This window comes from Campylobacter novaezeelandiae (genome assembly GCF_004323845.1).
GTDB classification, from domain to species: domain Bacteria; phylum Campylobacterota; class Campylobacteria; order Campylobacterales; family Campylobacteraceae; genus Campylobacter_D; species Campylobacter_D novaezeelandiae.
Genome location: NZ_QPGR01000005.1, coordinates 1 through 19,532, shown reverse-complemented (window position 1 = coordinate 19,532; position 19,532 = coordinate 1). Strand labels below are relative to the sequence as shown.

Annotated in this window: 21 protein-coding genes and 2 pseudogenes; 4 read left to right on the top strand and 19 right to left on the bottom strand. The window is 30.4% G+C overall.

Features of this window, described 5'->3' with window-relative positions:
* Window positions 1-37: 37 nt before the first annotated feature.
* The 11 genes from fusA to DU473_RS03415 all read right to left on the bottom strand — a co-directional run bounded on the left by fusA (window position 38) and on the right by DU473_RS03415 (window position 10,299).
* On the bottom strand, window positions 38-2,113 hold the full coding sequence (gene fusA, locus DU473_RS03465; RefSeq protein ID WP_131163568.1) for an elongation factor G: 2,076 nt from the start codon (window positions 2,111-2,113) through the stop codon (window positions 38-40).
* Between the two features lie 12 nt (window positions 2,114-2,125).
* Window positions 2,126-2,596, bottom strand: coding sequence for a 30S ribosomal protein S7 (gene rpsG, locus DU473_RS03460; RefSeq protein WP_131163569.1), 471 nt, complete (start codon window positions 2,594-2,596; stop codon window positions 2,126-2,128).
* 68 nt (window positions 2,597-2,664) lie between these two features.
* Window positions 2,665-3,051, bottom strand: coding sequence for a 30S ribosomal protein S12 (gene rpsL / locus DU473_RS03455; protein WP_002782934.1), 387 nt, complete (start codon window positions 3,049-3,051; stop codon window positions 2,665-2,667).
* A 267-nt stretch (window positions 3,052-3,318) separates the two neighbouring features.
* Window positions 3,319-4,758, bottom strand: coding sequence for an aldehyde dehydrogenase (gene aldA, locus DU473_RS03450; protein WP_131163570.1), 1,440 nt, complete (start codon window positions 4,756-4,758; stop codon window positions 3,319-3,321).
* 13 nt (window positions 4,759-4,771) lie between these two features.
* The gene (locus DU473_RS03445) at window positions 4,772-5,089 is read right to left on the bottom strand and encodes an L-rhamnose mutarotase (protein ID WP_131186526.1); all 318 of its coding nucleotides are present in this window, start codon (window positions 5,087-5,089) and stop codon (window positions 4,772-4,774) included.
* Window positions 5,089-5,859 carry an amidohydrolase family protein gene (locus DU473_RS03440; RefSeq protein ID WP_131163572.1) on the bottom strand — a complete coding sequence of 257 codons (771 nt, stop codon included), beginning with the start codon at window positions 5,857-5,859 and terminating at the stop codon, window positions 5,089-5,091. The genes DU473_RS03445 and DU473_RS03440 overlap by 1 nt, the downstream gene beginning before the upstream one ends.
* Window positions 5,843-7,102: an L-fucose:H+ symporter permease gene (gene fucP, locus DU473_RS03435; protein ID WP_131186525.1), complete on the bottom strand. Its 1,260-nt coding sequence runs from the start codon at window positions 7,100-7,102 to the stop codon at window positions 5,843-5,845. Before fucP ends, DU473_RS03440 begins: the two co-directional genes overlap by 17 nt.
* A 2-nt stretch (window positions 7,103-7,104) precedes the next feature.
* Window positions 7,105-7,893, bottom strand: a complete 789-nt coding sequence (locus DU473_RS03430) for an SDR family oxidoreductase (protein ID WP_131163574.1) — start codon at window positions 7,891-7,893, stop codon at window positions 7,105-7,107.
* Window positions 7,894-7,931: 38 nt separating this feature from the next.
* Window positions 7,932-9,095: a UxaA family hydrolase gene (locus DU473_RS03425; RefSeq protein WP_131163575.1), complete on the bottom strand. Its 1,164-nt coding sequence runs from the start codon at window positions 9,093-9,095 to the stop codon at window positions 7,932-7,934.
* Between the two features lie 2 nt (window positions 9,096-9,097).
* On the bottom strand, window positions 9,098-9,361 hold the full coding sequence (locus tag DU473_RS03420) for a UxaA family hydrolase (protein WP_131163576.1): 264 nt from the start codon (window positions 9,359-9,361) through the stop codon (window positions 9,098-9,100).
* A 23-nt stretch (window positions 9,362-9,384) separates the two neighbouring features.
* Window positions 9,385-10,299, bottom strand: a complete 915-nt coding sequence (locus tag DU473_RS03415; protein WP_131163577.1) for a dihydrodipicolinate synthase family protein — start codon at window positions 10,297-10,299, stop codon at window positions 9,385-9,387.
* A gap of 220 nt (window positions 10,300-10,519) precedes the next feature.
* Between DU473_RS03415 and DU473_RS03410 the strand changes: the two genes are divergently transcribed.
* Window positions 10,520-11,287: an IclR family transcriptional regulator gene (locus tag DU473_RS03410; RefSeq protein ID WP_131163578.1), complete on the top strand. Its 768-nt coding sequence runs from the start codon at window positions 10,520-10,522 to the stop codon at window positions 11,285-11,287.
* Between the two features lie 145 nt (window positions 11,288-11,432).
* Here DU473_RS03410 and DU473_RS03405 read toward each other — a convergent pair whose 3' ends face one another.
* The 3 genes from DU473_RS03405 to omp50 all read right to left on the bottom strand — a co-directional run bounded on the left by DU473_RS03405 (window position 11,433) and on the right by omp50 (window position 13,763).
* The gene (locus DU473_RS03405; protein ID WP_131163579.1) at window positions 11,433-12,026 is read right to left on the bottom strand and encodes a DedA family protein; all 594 of its coding nucleotides are present in this window, start codon (window positions 12,024-12,026) and stop codon (window positions 11,433-11,435) included.
* Between the two features lie 74 nt (window positions 12,027-12,100).
* Window positions 12,101-12,337: a hypothetical protein gene (locus tag DU473_RS03400; RefSeq protein WP_131186524.1), complete on the bottom strand. Its 237-nt coding sequence runs from the start codon at window positions 12,335-12,337 to the stop codon at window positions 12,101-12,103.
* Window positions 12,338-12,347: 10 nt separating this feature from the next.
* Entirely contained in the window at window positions 12,348-13,763 is a 1,416-nt protein-coding gene (gene omp50 / locus DU473_RS03395) for an outer membrane tyrosine kinase (protein ID WP_131186523.1), read from the bottom strand.
* Between the two features lie 222 nt (window positions 13,764-13,985).
* Here omp50 and DU473_RS03390 point away from each other — a divergent pair, with 222 nt between their 5' ends.
* Both DU473_RS03390 and DU473_RS03385 read left to right on the top strand, forming a co-directional pair.
* Complete coding sequence (locus DU473_RS03390; protein WP_131163581.1) at window positions 13,986-14,762, top strand: threonine/serine exporter family protein; 777 nt, start codon at window positions 13,986-13,988, stop codon at window positions 14,760-14,762.
* Window positions 14,759-15,268, top strand: a complete 510-nt coding sequence (locus DU473_RS03385; protein ID WP_131163582.1) for a threonine/serine exporter family protein — start codon at window positions 14,759-14,761, stop codon at window positions 15,266-15,268. Before DU473_RS03390 ends, DU473_RS03385 begins: the two co-directional genes overlap by 4 nt.
* On the opposite strand, the pseudogene DU473_RS03380 reads toward DU473_RS03385, so the two are convergent.
* Window positions 15,269-15,763 (bottom strand): annotated as a pseudogene (locus DU473_RS03380) (hemerythrin domain-containing protein); the annotation flags it as partial.
* A 255-nt stretch (window positions 15,764-16,018) separates the two neighbouring features.
* Between DU473_RS03380 and DU473_RS03375 the strand changes: the two are divergent.
* Window positions 16,019-16,261, top strand: coding sequence for a TFIIB-type zinc ribbon-containing protein (locus DU473_RS03375; protein WP_131163584.1), 243 nt, complete (start codon window positions 16,019-16,021; stop codon window positions 16,259-16,261).
* 26 nt (window positions 16,262-16,287) lie between these two features.
* On the opposite strand, the gene argS is transcribed toward DU473_RS03375, so the two are convergent.
* The 4 genes and pseudogenes from argS to DU473_RS08245 all read right to left on the bottom strand — a co-directional run.
* Window positions 16,288-17,877 carry an arginine--tRNA ligase gene (gene argS, locus DU473_RS03370; protein WP_131163585.1) on the bottom strand — a complete coding sequence of 530 codons (1,590 nt, stop codon included), beginning with the start codon at window positions 17,875-17,877 and terminating at the stop codon, window positions 16,288-16,290.
* Window positions 17,878-17,885: 8 nt separating this feature from the next.
* A complete protein-coding gene (locus DU473_RS03365) occupies window positions 17,886-18,119 on the bottom strand; it encodes a Sec-independent protein translocase subunit TatA/TatB (RefSeq protein ID WP_131163586.1) in 234 nt (77 codons plus the stop codon).
* Window positions 18,120-18,121: 2 nt separating this feature from the next.
* The gene (gene gmk / locus DU473_RS03360) at window positions 18,122-18,739 is read right to left on the bottom strand and encodes a guanylate kinase (RefSeq protein WP_131163587.1); all 618 of its coding nucleotides are present in this window, start codon (window positions 18,737-18,739) and stop codon (window positions 18,122-18,124) included.
* Window positions 18,736-19,532, bottom strand: a pseudogene (locus DU473_RS08245) (hypothetical protein); the annotation flags it as partial. The pseudogene DU473_RS08245 and the gene gmk, both read right to left, overlap by 4 nt.

Genomic DNA, 19,532 nt, shown 5'->3' with positions numbered 1-19,532 from the left:
AGAATTTGCCAAAAAAGCAAATTCTAAGCTAATATAATTATCCATTTCTCTTTTTGATAATTTCTTCAGAAACATTCTTAGGAACTTCATTGTAATGATCAAATTCCATAGAATAAGTTGCACGTCCTTGAGTTTGACTTCTAAGATCAGTAGAGTAACCAAACATTTCAGCCAAAGGACAAAATGCGGTAACGATTTTATTTCCACCTCTTTCATCCATAGAATTCACTTGACCACGACGTTTATTAAGATCTCCAATAACATCTCCCATATACTCTTCAGGTGTTTCAACTTCAACTTTCATCATAGGTTCTAAAATAACAGCTCCTGCTTTTCTAGCACCTTCTTTAAATCCCATAGAAGCAGCAAGTTTAAATGCCATTTCAGAAGAATCCACTTCGTGATAACTTCCATCATAAACAGTTACTTTAACATCTTCAACAGGATAGCCGGCTAAAACACCATTTTGTAATGCTTCTTGGATACCTTTATCTACGGCTGGGATATATTCTTTAGGGATTACACCACCTTTGATATCATTTACAAACTCATATCCACTACCTGGATCAAGTGGCTCAAGACGCAAGAAAACGTGTCCATATTGTCCACGACCACCTGATTGTTTTGCGTATTTGTATTCTTGTTCTACTACTTTTCTAATAGTTTCACGATAAGCAACCTGAGGCTGACCTACTTCAGCTTCTACTTTAAATTCACGAAGCATTCTATCTACAATAATTTCAAGGTGTAATTCACCCATACCAGAAATAATAGTTTGACCACTTTCTTCATCGGTTGAAACTCTAAAACTTGGATCTTCTTGTGCTAATTTATTTAAAGCTATAGACATTTTTTCTTGATCTGCTTTAGTTTTTGGTTCCACTGCAACAGAAATAACAGGATCTGGAAAATCCATTCTCTCAAGAATTACTTTATCTTTTTCACTCGCTAAAGTATCACCTGTTAATGTATCTTTAAGTCCTACAACAGCACCAATTTCTCCAGCATAAAGAACTTTAATTTCTTCTCTTTTATTAGAGTGCATTTTTAAAAGACGCCCTATTCTTTCTTTCTTATCTTTGGTTGAGTTATAAGCATAAGATCCACTTTCTAAACTTCCACGATAAACACGAACGAAAGTAAGTTGTCCTACAAAAGGGTCTGTCATAATCTTAAATGCAAGTCCTGCAAATTCTCCATCATCAGTTGATTTTACAGAAACTTCTGTGCCATCTTCATATTCCCCTTTAATATTTGCAACTTCATCTGGAGCTGGTAAATACGCAATAACCGCATCAAGTAAAGGCTGAATTCCTTTGTTTTTAAAAGCTGTTCCACAAAGCATAGGAATCATAGAAAGATTTAAACATCCCGCTTTAATACCTGCTCTAATTTCTTCTATACTTAATTCTTCTCCGCCTAAGTATTTTTCCATAAGTTCATCAGAAGTTTCAGAAACAGCTTCTATCATTTTTACACGATATTCTTCTGCTTGATCTTTAAGCTCAGCAGGAATTTCTTTTTCTACATAATCAGTTGGCTTGTTTTCATCTTCCCAAACCAAAGCTTTCATTGTAATAAGATCGATTACGCCTTTAAAATTATCTTCAGAACCGATTGGAATTTGAAGTGGAACTGGATTAGCTTTTAAACGTTCGCGAATTTGTTCTTCTACTCTAAAAAAATTCGCACCGATTCTATCCATCTTATTAACAAAAACAATTCTTGGAACGCCATACTTATTAGCTTGTCTCCAAACTGTTTCGCTTTGTGGTTGAACGCCACCTACAGAACAAAACACTGCAACAGCACCATCTAAAACACGCATTGATCTTTCAACTTCTATAGTAAAATCAACGTGGCCTGGAGTGTCAATTAGATTGATTTGATGATCTTTCCAAAAACAAGTTGTTGCAGCAGAAGTGATAGTAATACCTCTTTCTTTTTCTTGTTCCATCCAATCCATAGTAGCAGCACCATCATGCACTTCGCCTATTTTATGACTCATACCTGTAAAGAAAAGTATTCTTTCACTTGTTGTTGTTTTTCCTGCATCAATATGTGCAGCAATTCCTATATTTCTAACTCTTTTTAAAGGAGTACTTCTTGACATTTATTCTCCTTTTTACCAGCGATAGTGAGCAAATGCTTTATTTGCTTCAGCCATTTTATAAGTATCTTCTTTCTTCTTAAATGAAGCACCTTTGCTATTTGCAGCGTCCATCAACTCAGCAGCAAGTTTTTCTATCATAGTTCTCTCGCTTCTTTTTCTCGCAAAAGAAATAATCCAGCGGATCGCTAAAGCTTGTTGTCTAGCAGGTCTTACTTCTACTGGAACTTGATAAGTAGCTCCACCAACACGACGTGATTTAACTTCTAAAATAGGCTTGATATTTTCAATTGCTTCATTAAAAACATCTATACCTTTTTTTTCGCCACCTTTTTTGTCAATAGCTTCTAAAGCACCATACAAAATAGTTGTTGCAACACTTTTTTTACCATCATACATTAAAGAATTAATAAATTTCGTAATTACTTTGTTACCATAAATCGGATCAGGCAAGACTTCTCTTACCGGAGCTTTTCTTCTTCTCATTTTTTTCCTTCAAATTTTAAATTTTACTCAAACAAAATCAAATCAAACGGATTTGTCTGTCTTTAAATTTACTTAGCAGCACCTGCTTTAGGACGCTTAGCACCATATTTAGAACGAGAAACTGTTCTTTTTGCAACACCAGCAGTATCCAATGCGCCACGCACGATATGATACTTAACACCCGGTAAGTCCTTAACCCTTCCACCACGCACTAATACTATGCTGTGCTCTTGAAGGTTATGACCCTCACCACCTATATAACTAATGACCTCAAAGCCACTTGTAAGCCTTACTTTGGCAACTTTTCTTAACGCTGAGTTTGGTTTTTTAGGTGTTGTTGTATAAACCCTAGTACAAACTCCCCTTCTTTGTGGACAATTTTTAAGCGCTGGAGATTTAGATTTTTCTAAAACTTTTTTGCGCTCTTTTCTAACCAATTGATTTATGGTAGGCACAATAATTCCTTTCTTTAAATGATATAATAAACTTTGGATAATATCTAAATTTTACTTACAAAAACATAAACTAGAACCGATTTATTTTATACATCTTTTTAAAATGAAATTTGATGATAAGTAGTTAATGCTTGTATAAACTACTTTAAAACTTAAAAGCATAAATACAATAAAGTGCAAAATTCAAAATACTTTTTTAAAATTTTATAATCTCAAAATATAAATTTAAAGATTAAATAAATCCTATCATTTTAGATAGGATAAAAATTATTGCTTGTTGGTATTATATTGCAAATAAACAACATGAGTAGCCAAATACTCTTCAAGACCATGCTTACCATCAGCTCCACCTATGCCACTTTTTCTAAATCCTGCATGAAAACCTTGCATAGCTTCAAAATTTTCACGGTTAATATAAGTTTCCCCAAATTTAAGCTCTTTGCTTGCTCTCATTGCTATATCTAAATTTTGCGTATAAATAGAACTTGTAAGTCCATATTCACAATCATTTGCCATATCAATTGCCTCATCAAGTGTATCAAATTTAGCTATAGGTAAAATCGGAGCAAAAATTTCTTTTTGCATAATCTCATCTTCGTGTTTTACATTAGTTAAAACAGTTGCTGGAAAATAATACCCGGTTGTATCAGTAATTTTCCCTCCGCATTCTACAATAGCTCCTTTAGCACTAGCTCTTTGAAGCATAGCTAAAGCATTATCAAGTCCTGCTTGATTTACCAAAGGTCCCATATCAAAATTTCCTTGCATAGTATTTCCGACACTTACCTTACTCATTGTTTTTACAAATTTATCCACAAATTCATCATAAATACTAGTATGCACATAAGCTCTTTCAGCACAATTGCAAACTTGCCCGTTATTGCAAATCCTGCTTGCCTTAATCGCTTCTACAGCTAAATCAATATCTGCATCTTTGCACACTATAGCAGGTGCTTTTCCGCCAAGTTCTAAAGAAACTTTTATGATATTTTTTGCCGCAGCTTCCATTACTCTAATACCTGCTTCAACGCTTCCTGTAAGACTTACCATACCTATATTTTCATTGCTTGATAGCTCAGTTCCTACCACACTACCCTTACCCGCTACAAGATTAAAAACTCCTTTTGGCAAAGAACTTTGCGAAACAAGTTTTGCAAATTCAAAAGCATTATTTGGAGTCTCGCTACTTGGTTTTATAACAATGGTATTACCAGTAAGCAAAGCTGGAGCCATTTTTCTAACGATTAAAAAGAAAGGAAAATTCCAAGGCAAAATCCCACTTACTACACCTATAGCACTCTTATATAAATATATATGCTCATTAGCTCTATCGCTTTGTATGATTTCACCCTCGTATCTTCTAGCCCATTCAGCCATATAGTCCATATAATTTGCGCTAAAATTGATCTCAACCTCAGCTAAACTTCTAATTTTTCCTTGCTCTTGCATTAAAACTTCGGTTAAAAAGGTAGAATTTTTACGTATTAAATTTGCTATTTCTCTTAAATAATTTGACCTTTCAATGGCTGCTTTTGCCTCCCAAGCTTTTTGTGCTTTTTTAGCTGCCTCAATAGCTCTTTTTGTATCCTCTAAAGATGCACTAGCTACTCTTGAAATCACTTCTTTTGTAGCCGGATTTAAAACTTCCATAAAATCTCCATTATGCGGAATAAATTCTCCATCAATAAAATTTAAATAAGTTTTCATTTTTTCTCCTTTTTTAATCTAAATGAAATACTTCTTCCATATCAAGCCATTTTTGACCTGCATAGCCTAAGGAAATTTGACAAGGATCTGTCACTTTCCACCATTTTTGCGTATTTTTATCTTGTGCCATTTTTTCCATATCTGCCTTAAAATCGGTGCCTATATATTCAAAATATGCAAATAAATATTCACCAAAAAGATAAATAGAATAATTTTGTATATTACACTCTTTAATCATTTCACAAACCCCACTATAAGGATTTTGATGAAGTTTTTTATACTCGGTTATTTTTTCCTTTTTTATTTTTATAATTTGTTCATATCTTTGCATTAAACTCCTTTATAAAGTGATAAAGCATTTTTAAAAAATATCTTGTCTAATTCTTTAAAAACTTTACTTTCTATAATCAAATTTGCCCATTCATTAGGACTAAGTCTTGTTACTGGATAATTGCTTCCAAAGATGAATTTATCTTCATTAAAATTTTCTTTTAAAAAAGCAAAAAGCTCAAAAATAAATTCTTTTGAACTTTCATTAGAAAAATCATCAGGGGCTGAAAATTTGATATATAAATTTGAAAATTCCTTTAAACTTTTTAAATCTTTTTTATACTCATTAAAACGAGATTCTTTAGGGCTTCCCATATGATCTAAAACAACTTTTAAATTCGGATTTTGATTTAAAAATTCTTGCAAAAAGAAAAGTTCTTCATTTTTAACACAAGCTTCAAAAACGATATTTTCTTTTATTAAAAGCTCTATGATTTTTTTAAAATCATCTTCAAAAAGTCTTTTAGCTCCTTTAAAACTTGTATGCATAACCTCTCTAAAAGCGCAAAGATCTTTTTTGTATTCTAAATTTGCAAGACAAAGCTTAAGCTTATGATTTTGTTTTAAATTTAAAGCATATAAAGCTTCTTTATGTTTATCATCGCTATCGCTTTCAACATACATAGCACCTATAAAATCAAAATTTTTATATTCCTTTTTTGCCTTTAAAAAATCAAAATTTTGCTCTAATCTTTTATCATTTTTTAACCAAGAAATATTTACTTTTTCTAAATCCCAAAGGTGCAAATGTGCATCAAAAATCTTTTGCATTATCAACCTTTATATAAGATCCAAAAAATCCATAATAAGCCACATACAAAAATAACGGCGCCATAGCCAAATATCCCATACTTGTGCCAAAATGATCATTAATAAAACCAATAATTATAGGCGCAATCGCTCCTCCTACTATGCTCATTACAAGCAAAGACCCACCTAGTTTTACTTGATTAAAAGGTAAATTCTTAGTTGCAATTGCAAAAATAGTAGGAAAAGAAATAGACATAAAGAAAAATAAAGCAATTAAAAGCATTACACTAAAAAAGCCACTTGCAAAATAAAGCATTATACAAATAAAAACATTGATTAAAGAATAAAGTCCTAAAATACTTTCTCCTTTAATTTTTTTCATCAAAGGCGTAGAAACAATGCGTCCTAACATAAAAGCAACCAAAGCTATAGAAAAATAATAAGCCGCTTTCGAATCTGTTAAATTCTCATTATGCTCAACCGCATAATTTATAAAAAATGCTCCTGCGGCAACTTGATTGGCTATATATAAAAATTGTGCTAAAAGTCCTAGATTAAAATGTCTGTGTTTAAAGACTTCTATAGCCTTAGAATTATCTTTTGATTCATAATCCTTACTTACCTCGCTACCTTCTGGAATTTTATTCATAGCAAAAGCAATAAGAATTAAAATCACTATAACAGCAATAGCCACATAAACAAGCTGAACATTTCCCATGTTTGTTATTAAAGCTGCTTCAATTTGCTCTTTAGTAGCCCCTTCTTCTTGCTTAGTAATAGACAAAAACAAAGCTCCGCCTATAATAGGTCCTAAAAATTGACCCAAACCATTAAAACTTTGTGCAGCATTGATTCTAAAACTTGCATTTTTTTCATCTCCAAGTTTTACCATATAAGGATTTGCACTTGTTTCTAAAGAACCAATACCACAAGCTAAGATAAAAAAAGCAAATAAAAATAAATAAAAAGAAGCTAAATTTGTAGCCGGTATAATAAGTAAAGCCCCTATAGCATAAAGACAAAGACCAAAAATAATACCCATTTTATAAGAATAACGATTAGCGATATATCCTGCTGGTAAAGCTATAATAAAATATGCCCCAAAATAAGCAAGTTGTAAAAAGCTACTTTCGTGTTGAGTGATATGTAAATGATTTTGAAAATTTTTATTCATCACATCAATAAGTCCATAACTTACTCCCCACAAAAAGAAAAGTGAGCTTACTAAAATAATAGCTATTTTGATATTTTTATTTTCATTCATTTTCACTCCTTATCCCAGTTTAACGCCCTATCTAAATGCACATAACCCCCATCAGCAAATAAAATTTGTCCTGTAGTATGAGAAGCTAGAGGACTTAGAGTAAAAACTGCTGTATTTGCAATCTCTTCTATAGTAGTAAAACGATGACCTAAAGGTATATCCTTAGCGATTTTTTCATATTGTTTTTTTGGATCGGCAAAATTTAAAAGCCATTTTTCATAAAGAGGAGTCATCACTTCAGCAGGAGCTATAGCATTTACTCTAACATTATCTTTTGCAAAAGCACAAGCCCATTCTCTAGTAAAACCCATTTGTGCGGCTTTTGCTGAAGCATAAGCACTAGTTCTTCCTTGACCTGTAATACCTGTTTTACTAACTACATTTAAAATACTTCCTTGTTCTTTTTTGATATAAGGCAAACACTCTTTTGCCATAGCATAATAATGAAAAAGATTATTTTCATAAGATTTGATTAAATCCTCAACGCTTGTATTTTCAATGTGTAAATTATCATTTGCCCCTGCATTATTAACTAATGCATAAATCCCTTTATGCTTAGCTACAACTTCATTGACAAGCTTAGCAATTAAGTCATAATTTTTTAAATCGATCTCAAAAAAACTATAATTTTTACACAAGCTTTTTAATTCCTTATCATGCTCTTTTGGCATAGATCTTGAAAAAACTACAGGAATTCCACCCTCGCTAGCCCATAATTTTGCAATACCATAACCAATTCCCTTAGCACCACCTGTAATAATACAAATCTTATCTTTAATTCTTAAATCCATTATTTTCTCCTTTATCTAAAGTAAAATATTTTTCTTTTCTAACAAGTTGTAGCCAGTCTCCAGATTGAAAAATCATTTTGTCCATTGATCTCAGCTTTAACCAATTCCCCTTTAGAAATTCTCACAATCAAAGCTATAAGTTCATCGCGCACTTCTTCTTTTGTTTTTATCCCATCTATAATACTTCCTGCGTTAATATCTATAGCATCATTCATATTTTCATAACAAAAAGTATTTGAACTCATCTTAATTGTAGGCACTATTGCAGATCCTGTAGGAGTGCCACGACCTGTAGTAAAAACACAAATATTTGCTCCACCTGCAACCATGGCACTAAGTTGTTCTATATCATTTCCGGGTGTATTCATAAAAGTAAGGCCTTTAGAGATCACAGGTTTAGCATAATCAATCACATCCATTAAAGTTCTAGTTCCAGCCTTATAAACACAACCTAAAGACTTTTCTTCTATAGTGCTAAGCCCTCCTTGTATATTGCCTGGACTTGGATTTGCTCCTCTTATATCCGCATGGAAAGATTTAACTAAATTTTCATATCCTAGTATCTTTTCATACACTTTTTTAGCCACTTCATCATTTTTTGCTCTTTTGGCTAAAATATCTTCACAGCCTATAAGTTCTGTAGTTTCAGCCAAAATTACAGCTCCGCCTTGATCGATTACAAAATCACTCAAACTTCCCAAAGCAGGATTTGCACTAAGTCCACTATAACTATCACTTCCACCACACTCTGTGCCCAAAATAAGATCGCTAAAATCTCCTTTGCTTTTTTCTAAATTTGTAGCTTCTTTAAGCATAGCTTTAACAATTTTTACGCCTTTTTCTATAGTATTTTTACTCCCGCCACATTCTTGTATGATTAAGTATTCCACTTTTTTATAAGGTGTTGATTCTTTAATTTTTTTAGCCACCACTTCAGCTTGTATCACTTCACAACCAAGCCCTACAATTAAAACTCCAAAAACATTAGCATTGGTGCCATGCCCTATTAAAACATCTCTGGTTTGCAAAGCATCAAATTCAAGCTGGGAACAACCGTGTTGATGATTGATATAAACCGCACCTTCACATTCTCTAGCTATATTTTCACACACTTTATTAGCACAATGCACACTTGGTATGATGATGACTTTATTTCTAAGTCCAAATTTATTATCTTCTCTTCTATAACCCATTAAATCCATTTTTACTCCTTATCCCCACGACCACGAATACCTTCGGTGTTATGAATATGCACCCATTCTCCTGTTTTGATATTAGCGTTTGCTAAAGCGATAGCTTCGGCATATTTGATAATCAACTCACCTTTTTTTATATCTTTAATTGCAAACTTATGACCACTTTTTATATCTTCTAATAAAACAATATTGTCTATTTTTTCACCTTTTTTAAAGTCTTTTAAGGCAGTGGCAACATTGTCCTTTTCATTTACGATTATAAAACTTTTCATTATTTTCCTTTAAGTTTGTATTTTTAAATTGATACACTTATACCTGTTTCTTTTTCCATATCTTTAATGATATTTTTTGCCTCATCAAGTTTTAAATTTAAATCTTTCATCGCTTCTAAAGATAAAGGGTGAGGAGTGAAATTTGCAAATTCAAAACCTCTTGCTTTTAAAAATAATGCAAATCCCATAGGAAAAGGTTTACTCATACCAAATCTTATTGCTTTTAATAAGCTTTTTTGTATGAGCAAGGCTCTATCATATTTTTTTTCATTCATACTTTTATAAATTTCACTCATAAACTCAGGAAAAATCCCTCCTATGCTTGTCATAGATCCTTTAGCACCCAAAAACAAAGCTCCTGCATAAAATTCTTCTCTTCCCACAAACACATCAAAATCACTAGGCACTACATCTAAAATATGACTTAACAACAAAGCATCGCCACTGCTATCTTTAATGCCCACTATATTGTCTATTTTTGAAAGTTTTTCTATAAGATTAAGCGAAAGAGATGGTGCAAAAAGCGGGATATTGTAAATATATAGTGGAAGTTTTACTTTAGAAGCTAAATTTTTTACATAATCAAAAAGCATTTCTTCGCTCAGTTTATAATAATAAGGCATAGCAAGTAAAAGCGCATCAAGACCCATTTCATAAGCTTTTTGAGCTAAGATATAAGTATTTTCATATACGCTTGAGGTAATTCCTGTGATTATAGGAACATTATTTTTAGCCACTTCTTTTGCAAGTTTCATTAATTTGATCTGATATTCTATACCCAAAGCCTGAGAATCTCCAGCGCTACCATTGCAAAAAAGTCCATCAAGTCCTTTTGAAATTCCAAATTCACAATAACGCATAAATTCTTTTTCATTGATACTTCCATCATTATTATAAGGTGTAAGCAAAGCCGGGAATGTTCCTTTTAAACTTTTCATTTAATTCTCCTTTTTTTGTATATACAAAAATATATCTATATACAAAAAATATAACTCATTATTTTTTAAAAATCAAGCTCTAAAATGCCTGATTTTACTTTTTATATATCCCTTAAAACTAGCCATATCAAGCAATAAAAACTAAGCTAAAAAAATAATTCTGTGTTACCAAAAGTAAAATATATGTTAGAATTTAAAGTATATTGATCAAAGGATTGCAATGAATTTACATCAACCCACACTTAGAGTTTTAAAAATCTTAGAACTTTTAGCAAAAGAAAAATCAAATCTCACTCAAATTTCTAAAAAAACAAATATCCCTACAGGAACACTTTCTCCGATACTACAAACCTTACAAGATAAAAAATACATTAAATGCGATTTAATAAATAAAACTTATGAGTTAGATTCTAAAATTCTAGAATTAAGCCATAGCATAAAAAGTGAAAATGATATTTTAAAGCTCATTAAAAAACATATGAGAAATATAAGAGATTTGACTCATCAAACTTGCCAATTAGGTATCTTAAAAGGTTCTAATGTTCTTTATATAGAAAAAGTAGATGCAAATAATCAAGTGCAATTAAAATCTTTTGTTGGCACTTCTTATCCAGCCTATGCTACTTCTTTGGGTAAGGCTTTATTGGCCAATAAAAGCAAAAAAGAATTAAACGCTTTATATCCTAAAAATTTTGAAAAAATTACTCCAAATACTTTAAATAATATAGATGAACTTATCAATCAAACCAAACAAATTAAAAAAGAAAAGATCGCTTTAGAAAGCGGGGAAATGAATCCTCAAATCGAATGTATGGCCATAGCTATAGAACATAAAGAAAAAATCATTGCTGCTATAAGCATTTCTTATCTTATTTTTTATTCCAATAAAGAATTCAGAGAAAAAAATAAAAAAATTTTACTAGAGGAAAAAGAAAAGATAGAACAAGCAATTCAAGCATTTTTTCCCAATTTAGAAGAGCTTTATTGATAAATTTATGTATTTATTTGATAATTAATTTAATCTTTAAAATTTTTAACAATAATTTTTTATCAAAAATTTGAAATTAAAATATTTAATACAAATATTAAATTAAAATCTCATAGCAATTATTTATAAACTATAAAAATATAGATTAAATTTTAATCTTTATTTTTACATAAATAAAAACAAAGATAAAGCAAAATATTATAATAAAAACTAAAATTTGACTTAAATAGGTTTTGATAAGTTCTTCATTTTCTCCTATAAAATATCCTAATAATGCAAGTATGCTAACCCAAATAGCACTGCCTAAAGCCGTAAAAAAGACGAAATTTAAAAGTTTCATTTTAGAAAGTCCAGCTGGCATTGAGACGTATTGACGAATGCCAGGTAAAAGTCTGCAAATAAAAGTTGAAATTTCTCCGTATTTTAAGAAAAATTCTTCAAATTTGGAAAATTTTTTTTCATTGATACCAAAATACTTTCCAAATTTCAAAACAAATTTCTTACCCCAAAAAAAACAAATATAATAATTTATCAAAGCCCCTAAAACAGAACCAAATACCCCACTTAAAATACACAAAAAAAGATTAAGCTCTCCCTTATGTGCCAAATATCCAGCAGGTATCATCACAACTTCACTCGGAAAAGGTATAAAAGAACTCTCTAAAGTCATTAAGATGATAATACCTAAGTATCCCCAAGAACTAGCAGTATCAACTATAAATTGAATGATTTCTTGCATATTGACCTTAAAAAATTTTAGAAATTGTAGCTTAAAAGATTAAATGATAAAAGCGCTATAAAAGCGCTTTTTTGTTATTTACCTGCAACTGAAACTTGATTTGGATTATCAGCAGCACGTGCTATCATACACTCTGAAAGGATGGCTGCATCTTTTGGGTCTTTTACTTTTTTACTAACCCATCTTTCAACTTGTTTCATAGTTTTTGACTCAGGCTCTGGAGCTTCATATTTTTTCATCAAAGTATCACAATCATTAGCAAAAGCAAAGATTGGAAGAGTTAGAAATAAGGCAAAAATTACTTTTTTCATCTTTAACTCCTTAGAATTTTACATTATACATAAGCATTATATTATCAGCTCTTGATTTTTCTTTTTTAGCTCCCATTAATGGAATTCCACGATTTCCCCATTTGTTTTGGATATTTGTATAGCTAAGTCTTAAGAATTGATATCTATCAAGTTGATAAATCACATAAACATCATGAGCTGTTCCTCTTGTCATTCTGATATTTAATGGATCATTGATACTTGGACGGCTCATAGTATACCAGTATCTGCTTCCCCAGAAAAACTCATAACCCACTTTTAAAGCTTGAGTGAAATCATAGCGTCCGCCTACATGCACAGCATAACCATCTTCTTCATTAAATTTTAAACCATTTGCTAATTGAGGCACATTAGGTAACCAAGATGTATTAGCATTGCTTCCATTGTAGTATCCTAAAGAAGTAAACCAGTTAAAATTTGTTCCAAAAGCTTTGTAGTTTTCAAAATGGATATTTGCTATAGTGGCATCACCAAGATTTTTAACACCGGCACCACCAATTGCAGCATTAAGATTACCAGCGTCAATAGGAAGTGAAAAGTCGCTAATATAAGCTACATTAAGAAGTAATAAGTTATCCCCCATACCTTCTATAGGAAGTTGCCCTTCTACTGCAGCATAGTAAAGATTAGCATCAGCATCTTTTTGATCACTCATCCAGTCTCTTACTTTACCTTCTTCATCCCATTGATAAGTTTTACCATAAGCAGCACGCATAGCTACTTTATAATCTTGTAAACTTTCTGGCTTATAAGTTAAAACCGCAGCATCACCTAAAGCATTGATGGCTAAAGCTGGATAGGTTGATTGTCTTAAGGCATTGTTTCTTAGGTTGCTTCCTGGACCATCTGTTCCTGGTTGACGTCCTATAGTGGCGATTAAATTCGGAGTGATATAGTAATCTAAATAAGCTCTATCTACATAAAGAACAGGACCGCTTGTTCTAGTGTTTCTTCCTGCATCCAGATCAAGTGGAGTTGTTCCCCAACCCATTTGAGACCAGTTTTTAGCCATAGATAAACGACCATAGAATTTGGTTTTGTCATTGATATCAGCGTTCATATTTAAATGAAGCTCCATCATCCATTTATTGTTTGCACTGTAACTTTGTGCAGGAAGTTTAAAATTTGTATTTGATACAGCAGTTGAGAATTCAAGACCAAATTTAACCTTACTCAAGGCTGCTTGGAACTCATTTGCATCAGCTCTATCGCTTAGATCATCAAGCTCAGCTCTTACTTCTTCGTTTTGCTTAGCTTGAGCCTCTTTTTCTTTTTTTAACTGCTCAATTTCCTTTTGAATTTGTGCAAGTTGTTTTTGAAGTCTTGTGATCTCATCATCAGCTTTTGCATAAAGAAAAGAAGACGAAAGAAGACAAGCGCTTAAAATAACCGAAAACTTCGTTTTCATTTAATCTCCTTGAAAATTGTTACATTTTTGAATGTTAAGTGCAATTATAGGAAAAAAAATTTAAAAAAAAATTATTTGTTAATTTTTTTATGATAAGGCTAAAAATGTAAATTTGTTGAGTTTGTTAATTTACAAAAAAGATTAAAAAATTTATTTTTATTAATCTTTATTTTAAAAATTTGTTATAATTTTTTAAAAATTTTAAAAAAAGCAAAACAAAAGATGCAAAAACCAAATATCCAAACTTTGACAAATTTTTTAATCGAATATGTTAGTATAATGTTAAGCTCTGGAACTTACACATCAAGAATTGCAAAATGTGTTGATAGAATAACACGAGTTTATGGATATGAAATACACATAAATTTCTTTTTTCACCATTTTACACTCAATATCGTTGATAGAAGTGATAAATCTTCACAAAGAACTTACGTAGTTCCAACTAAAAGTGAAAATATAAATTTCAAACTTATCTCTGATCTTAGTGCACTTAGCTGGGCTATTTATGATAAAAGATATTCTTTAGAATATGCACAAGAAACTTTTAAAGAATTAATCTCTCAAAAAAAACATTCTTCTCTTAGTAGAATTTTGTTTATATCCGTTGCTAATTCTGCTTTTTGTAGGCTTTTTGGTGGAGATTTTGGTGGATGTTTGTTTGTGCTTTTTGGAACTTTAGTGGGGCTTTTTTTCAGATATATTTTTACACGATTAAAAATAAATATAAAAATTCAGTATATCTTTTGCTCTTTTATCACTTCTTGGATTGTATTTTTAGGTATAGATTTAAATTTTGTCAAAGAAGCAAATGTTGCTTTAGGATCTAGTATTTTATATCTTACTCCTGGGGTATTTTTTATCAACTCTATCATCGATATACTCAAAGATCACATTTTAATGGGACTTAGTCGTATTATAAGCGTCATCATTTTAGTTTGTTGTATTAGTATAGGAATTTATATGACCTTAAGTATTTCTAATCTTGGGATTTTGCAATGATTAGCTTTAGTTCGATAATTGGCGATATGTTTTTTGCTGCTATAGCTGGATTTGGTTTTGCATATGCTTGTAATCCTCCTTTTAAAACTTTGATACTTTCTGCATTACTTGCTGCGATAGCACACGGATTTCGTTTTGTTTTAATTGAATATTTACACTTTCAAACTTTAGCTATAGCAACTTTTTTGGCTTCGTTTTTTATAGGTTGTTTAAGTATAGCTTTGGCTAAAATATTTAAAACCCCTGCTGAAATTATAGTTTTTCCAGCTCTTATACCTATGATACCTGGAATTTATGCTTATAAGGCGATATTAAATTTGATTTCTTTTATTAGAAGTGAAAGTATGGAACTAAAAACAACTTATTTAATAAGCTTTTTTGACTATGCTTTTACAGCTTTGTCTGTTACTTTGGCTCTAGCCATAGGAGTAAGTGTGACTTTGCTAATCTTTTTTGAGCAAAGCTTTATGATGACAAGACACGCAAAACTACACAAAAGAAGATAATCACTCATCTTGATGATGAAATTTCAATATCGCTTTACATTTTTTGCATTTAAATTGCGTTGTGCCTGATTGAATTTTATGATAAATACTTAAAGGGACTTGATGAATAAAATTTTCACACTTACAAGTGCAATATACTTGGCATTCTTCAAAGCTTAAATTTTTAACATTTTCATTTATAATACACTCTTCAAAAGTTAAATCATCATCTAATATTCTATTTTCTATAAAATCTAATTTACTTTTCCATTTTGCAATTTCCATATCTTCACAAATTACATGTTCTATAAATTTATGTTTAATAGTTTTATAAAATTTTTCTTTAAGATCATTTGTAGACTTAATATCTTTAATCATACTGATCATATTGCTTATAGTTTGCTGATGAATTTTGCAATGTTGTTCATAATGAGGATAGTTAATTTCTCTCATATATTGTTCTTCATCTTCACAATGCTCTTTAATATAATAAAAAAGTTCAATAAGCAATTGTTTAAGCTCATCTTTTTAACATAACGATAAAATGCAGATTTAACATTTTGTGCAAGTTCAAAAAGTTTTTTATGCCAAGAATCAATTATTTCATGACCAATACAATATTTTTTATCCCATCTTGGAAGCACTTATCTTAAAACCTTTAATTAAATATTGGTTTTCTTTGTTATATCTTAAAAATATTATTTTATCAATTTTGAAACGAATGATTTAAATTTTATGATTATAATTCTTTAATTTTTTAAAGGAGTATTAATGCTATGTCCAGTTTGCAATATTGATTTAATGATGAGTGATAGAAATGGGGTTGAAATTGATTATTGTCCAAAATGCCGTGGGGTATGGCTTGATCGAGGAGAGCTCGATAAAATAATAGAAAGAAATAATGCAACTTCTTATAATCAATCCTATAACTCTCACTCTCAATACGATCATCACAATAACTACTATAAAAAGAAAAAAAGAGAAAGTTGGCTTGGAGAAATTTTCGACTTTTAAAGAACTAATCTGCAATTTTTTGCAGATTATTCCATTTTATTTTTAGCTTCAATTCCCATTAAGGAAAGACCTGTTTTTATACTCAAGGCAACCAAAGAAAAAAGTTTTAATAAAGTATCTTCATTTTCTGCACCGACAACGCGATTTTCATTATAAAATTTATGAAAATTCGATGCTAAATTTTTCAAATAATCAGGAAGTTTTTGTAAAGATCTTGATTCAAAAGCATCATTTAAGATAGATTCTAAATTTAAACTTTCAAAAACTAAATTAATACCCTCTTGATTTAAAGACGAAAAATCAGCATTTAAAACATCTTGTGGAGTTTTTTTAGCTTTGATAAAAACTTGATGAATTCTTGCATGAGCGTAATTAATATAAAAAATAGGATTTGAACTATCTTCTTTTTTAAGATCATTAATATCAAATTCTAAATGCGTATCACATTTTTTACTAAGAAATATAAATCTTAAAGCATCAGCACCTATCTCGTCTAAAACTTCACTCATTAAAATAAAATTTCCAGCTCTTTTGCTCATTTTATAAGGTTCTTTGTCTTTAAGTAAAGATACCATTTGAGTAAGTATAATTTCTAATTTATTAGAATCAAAACCTAAAAACTCCATTGCTGCTTTCATTCTTAAGATATAGCCGTGATGATCTGCTCCCCATATATTGATACATTTATCATAAGAACGACTCATTTTATCTTTATGATAAACAATATCTGCAGCAAGATAAGCACCCTTGCCATCTTCTTTTATGATAACGCGATCTTTTTCATCGCCTTTTAAGGTTGATGCAAGCCAAATTTTACCTTCTTTTTCATAGATTCCCCCATGCTTTTTTAAGACTTGAAGTGTTTCGTCTAAAGCATCATAATAAGAACTTTCATTAGAATACGCATCTATGTTTACTTTAGCTTTTTGAAGATCTTCTTTGATTAAGTGTAACATCTTATCTTTAGCCCAAGAGGCTAATGCAGGGATATTTTCTTCTTTAAAAAAATCTTTTTCAAAATGCGCAAAAGCTTCTTTGGCTAATTCAGCTATATACTCACCCTTATAATACTCATTAGGATATATAACTTTTTCTTTAAGACATTGTTCTTTTACGCTTAAAAGAACTGAAAGTCCTAAAAGATAAATTTGATTTCCCGCATCATTGACATAATATTCTGTATCCATTTTATAGCCTAAATGCCTGGCTATCCTTGCTAAAGTATCACCAAAAATAGCTCCTCTAGCATGACCTATATGCAAAGGTCCTGTTGGATTTGCACTTACAAATTCAAGTAAAAAGCTTTGATCTTTAACCTCTCCTTTGGTAAAATTTTGAGGTTCTTTTAAAGCTTTGGTTGCTAAAACATTTAAAAATTCTTTAGAAATCTTAAAATTCAAATATCCATTAAGTGCTTCAACTTTTTCAAAACAATGATGATTTTCAAATTTAAGTGCTAATTCTGTAGCAATAAGCATAGGATTTTTCTTAAGCGTTTTGGCCAAAGAAAAAGCCAAAGGGGTAGCAAAATGAGCTAAATTTTTATCTTTTGGATTTTCGAGTATAAAATCTTGCTCTAAAATTTTAGAAATTTCTTTAAAAATAATATTTTTCAAAATAAACCTTAAGCTTTTTTCAATTCATCTTTATCTTGTGTTTGCGACTGCAAATCATCATTTGTTTTTTCTTCAATCTTTTGGGTGTTTTTTACTACCGTATCATCTGAATTCATCTCATCTTTAAAAGTTTTAATACCTTTTCCTAAACCTTTTGCAAGTTCTGGAATTTTTTTTGCTCCAAAAAGCAATACAACAATTAGTAAAATAATCAACCATTGGGTTCCACTTGGCATATGCATAATTAATCTCCTTTACTCCAATTAATTTGAAATTGATTTAAATTTTGATTTTGAACTTTAATCTTTTGAGCTTTTAGAATAGTTCTTAGCTTTTCATAGCTATCTTCTAAATCATCATTAATAATTAAATAATCATAATTTTCAATCCATTTCATCTCTTCACTTGCATTTTCTAATCTTTTTTGCAATGCATTTATTGTATCAGTATTTCGCTTAATAAGTCTTTGTTTTAACTCTTCTTTATTTTTTGTAGTGATAAAAACAGAAACAATTTTATCAGCTAATTTCTTTTTCACTATACTAAAACCCTGCACATCGATATCAAAGATTACAATTTTTCCATTTTCTAAAGCATCTATTGTATTTTTTAAAGAAGTCCCATAATAATTTTCATGAACCTTAGCCCACTCTAAAAAATAATCCTCTTTTATACCTTGTTCAAATTCGTCTTTAGATATAAAATAATAATGCTTTGAGTGAATTTCTCCTTCTCTTGGTTTTCTCGTTGTAGAAGAGATAGAAAAATAAAGCTCATCATTAAATTCTTTAAAAAGTTTCTTTAAAAGAGTAGATTTACCTGCTCCACTAGGACCTGAAATAACTAAAATAAAACCTTTCAATCTTTCATATCCTCAAAACTAATCTTAATGTTTATATTCATATTCATACCTTTTAATGCTGCTTTTAAGGTATCATCTTTAATACTTGAAGAAATAGTTTGAGCTATGCTTTGGCTTAATTCATTAACTATTTTTTCTTTGTTATTATCATTTTCATTTGTATCATTTGATGTGCTAGAAATTTCAGAAGTTTCTGTAATTTTTTCTCCTAAAGCTTGTTGAATTTCGCTTTCTTTTAACTCATCAAAATCATTGTACTGCATCTTTGGAACAACAAGTTCTTCATTATTACCAGCTGTCAAAATTTCATCTCCTAAAATTGATTCTTGTTTAAAATCATCTAATATTTTAGTGCTTTCATAATCTTTTATATTATCATCTAATTCATCAAGCGCTGCAAGCTCTTCTTTGATTTGATCTTGAGTGCTCAAATCAGAATTAATACCAAGATCATCGTCTAAATTTTCCTTTTCTTTTAACTCTTCTTCTACTATAGGTAGAAAATCTTCTGCTTGTTTATTTTCATTTTTATTTTGTCCTAAGAATTCAGCATCTTGAGGAATATCATCAAAATTTATTTCTTTAATTTCTTCTTCTACTATAGGATACTCATCATCTTGGGTTAATGATTCTTCTTGTTGATTTTCTTCTATTTGAGGTATATTGTCTTGTAATTCATCTTCAATTTTTTTAGCATCGTCATTTATTTCATCATCTTGGGTTAATTCTAAATCATCGGTTGGATCTTGGACTTGGTTATCTTCTATATTTAACTCATCGCTATGATTTATCT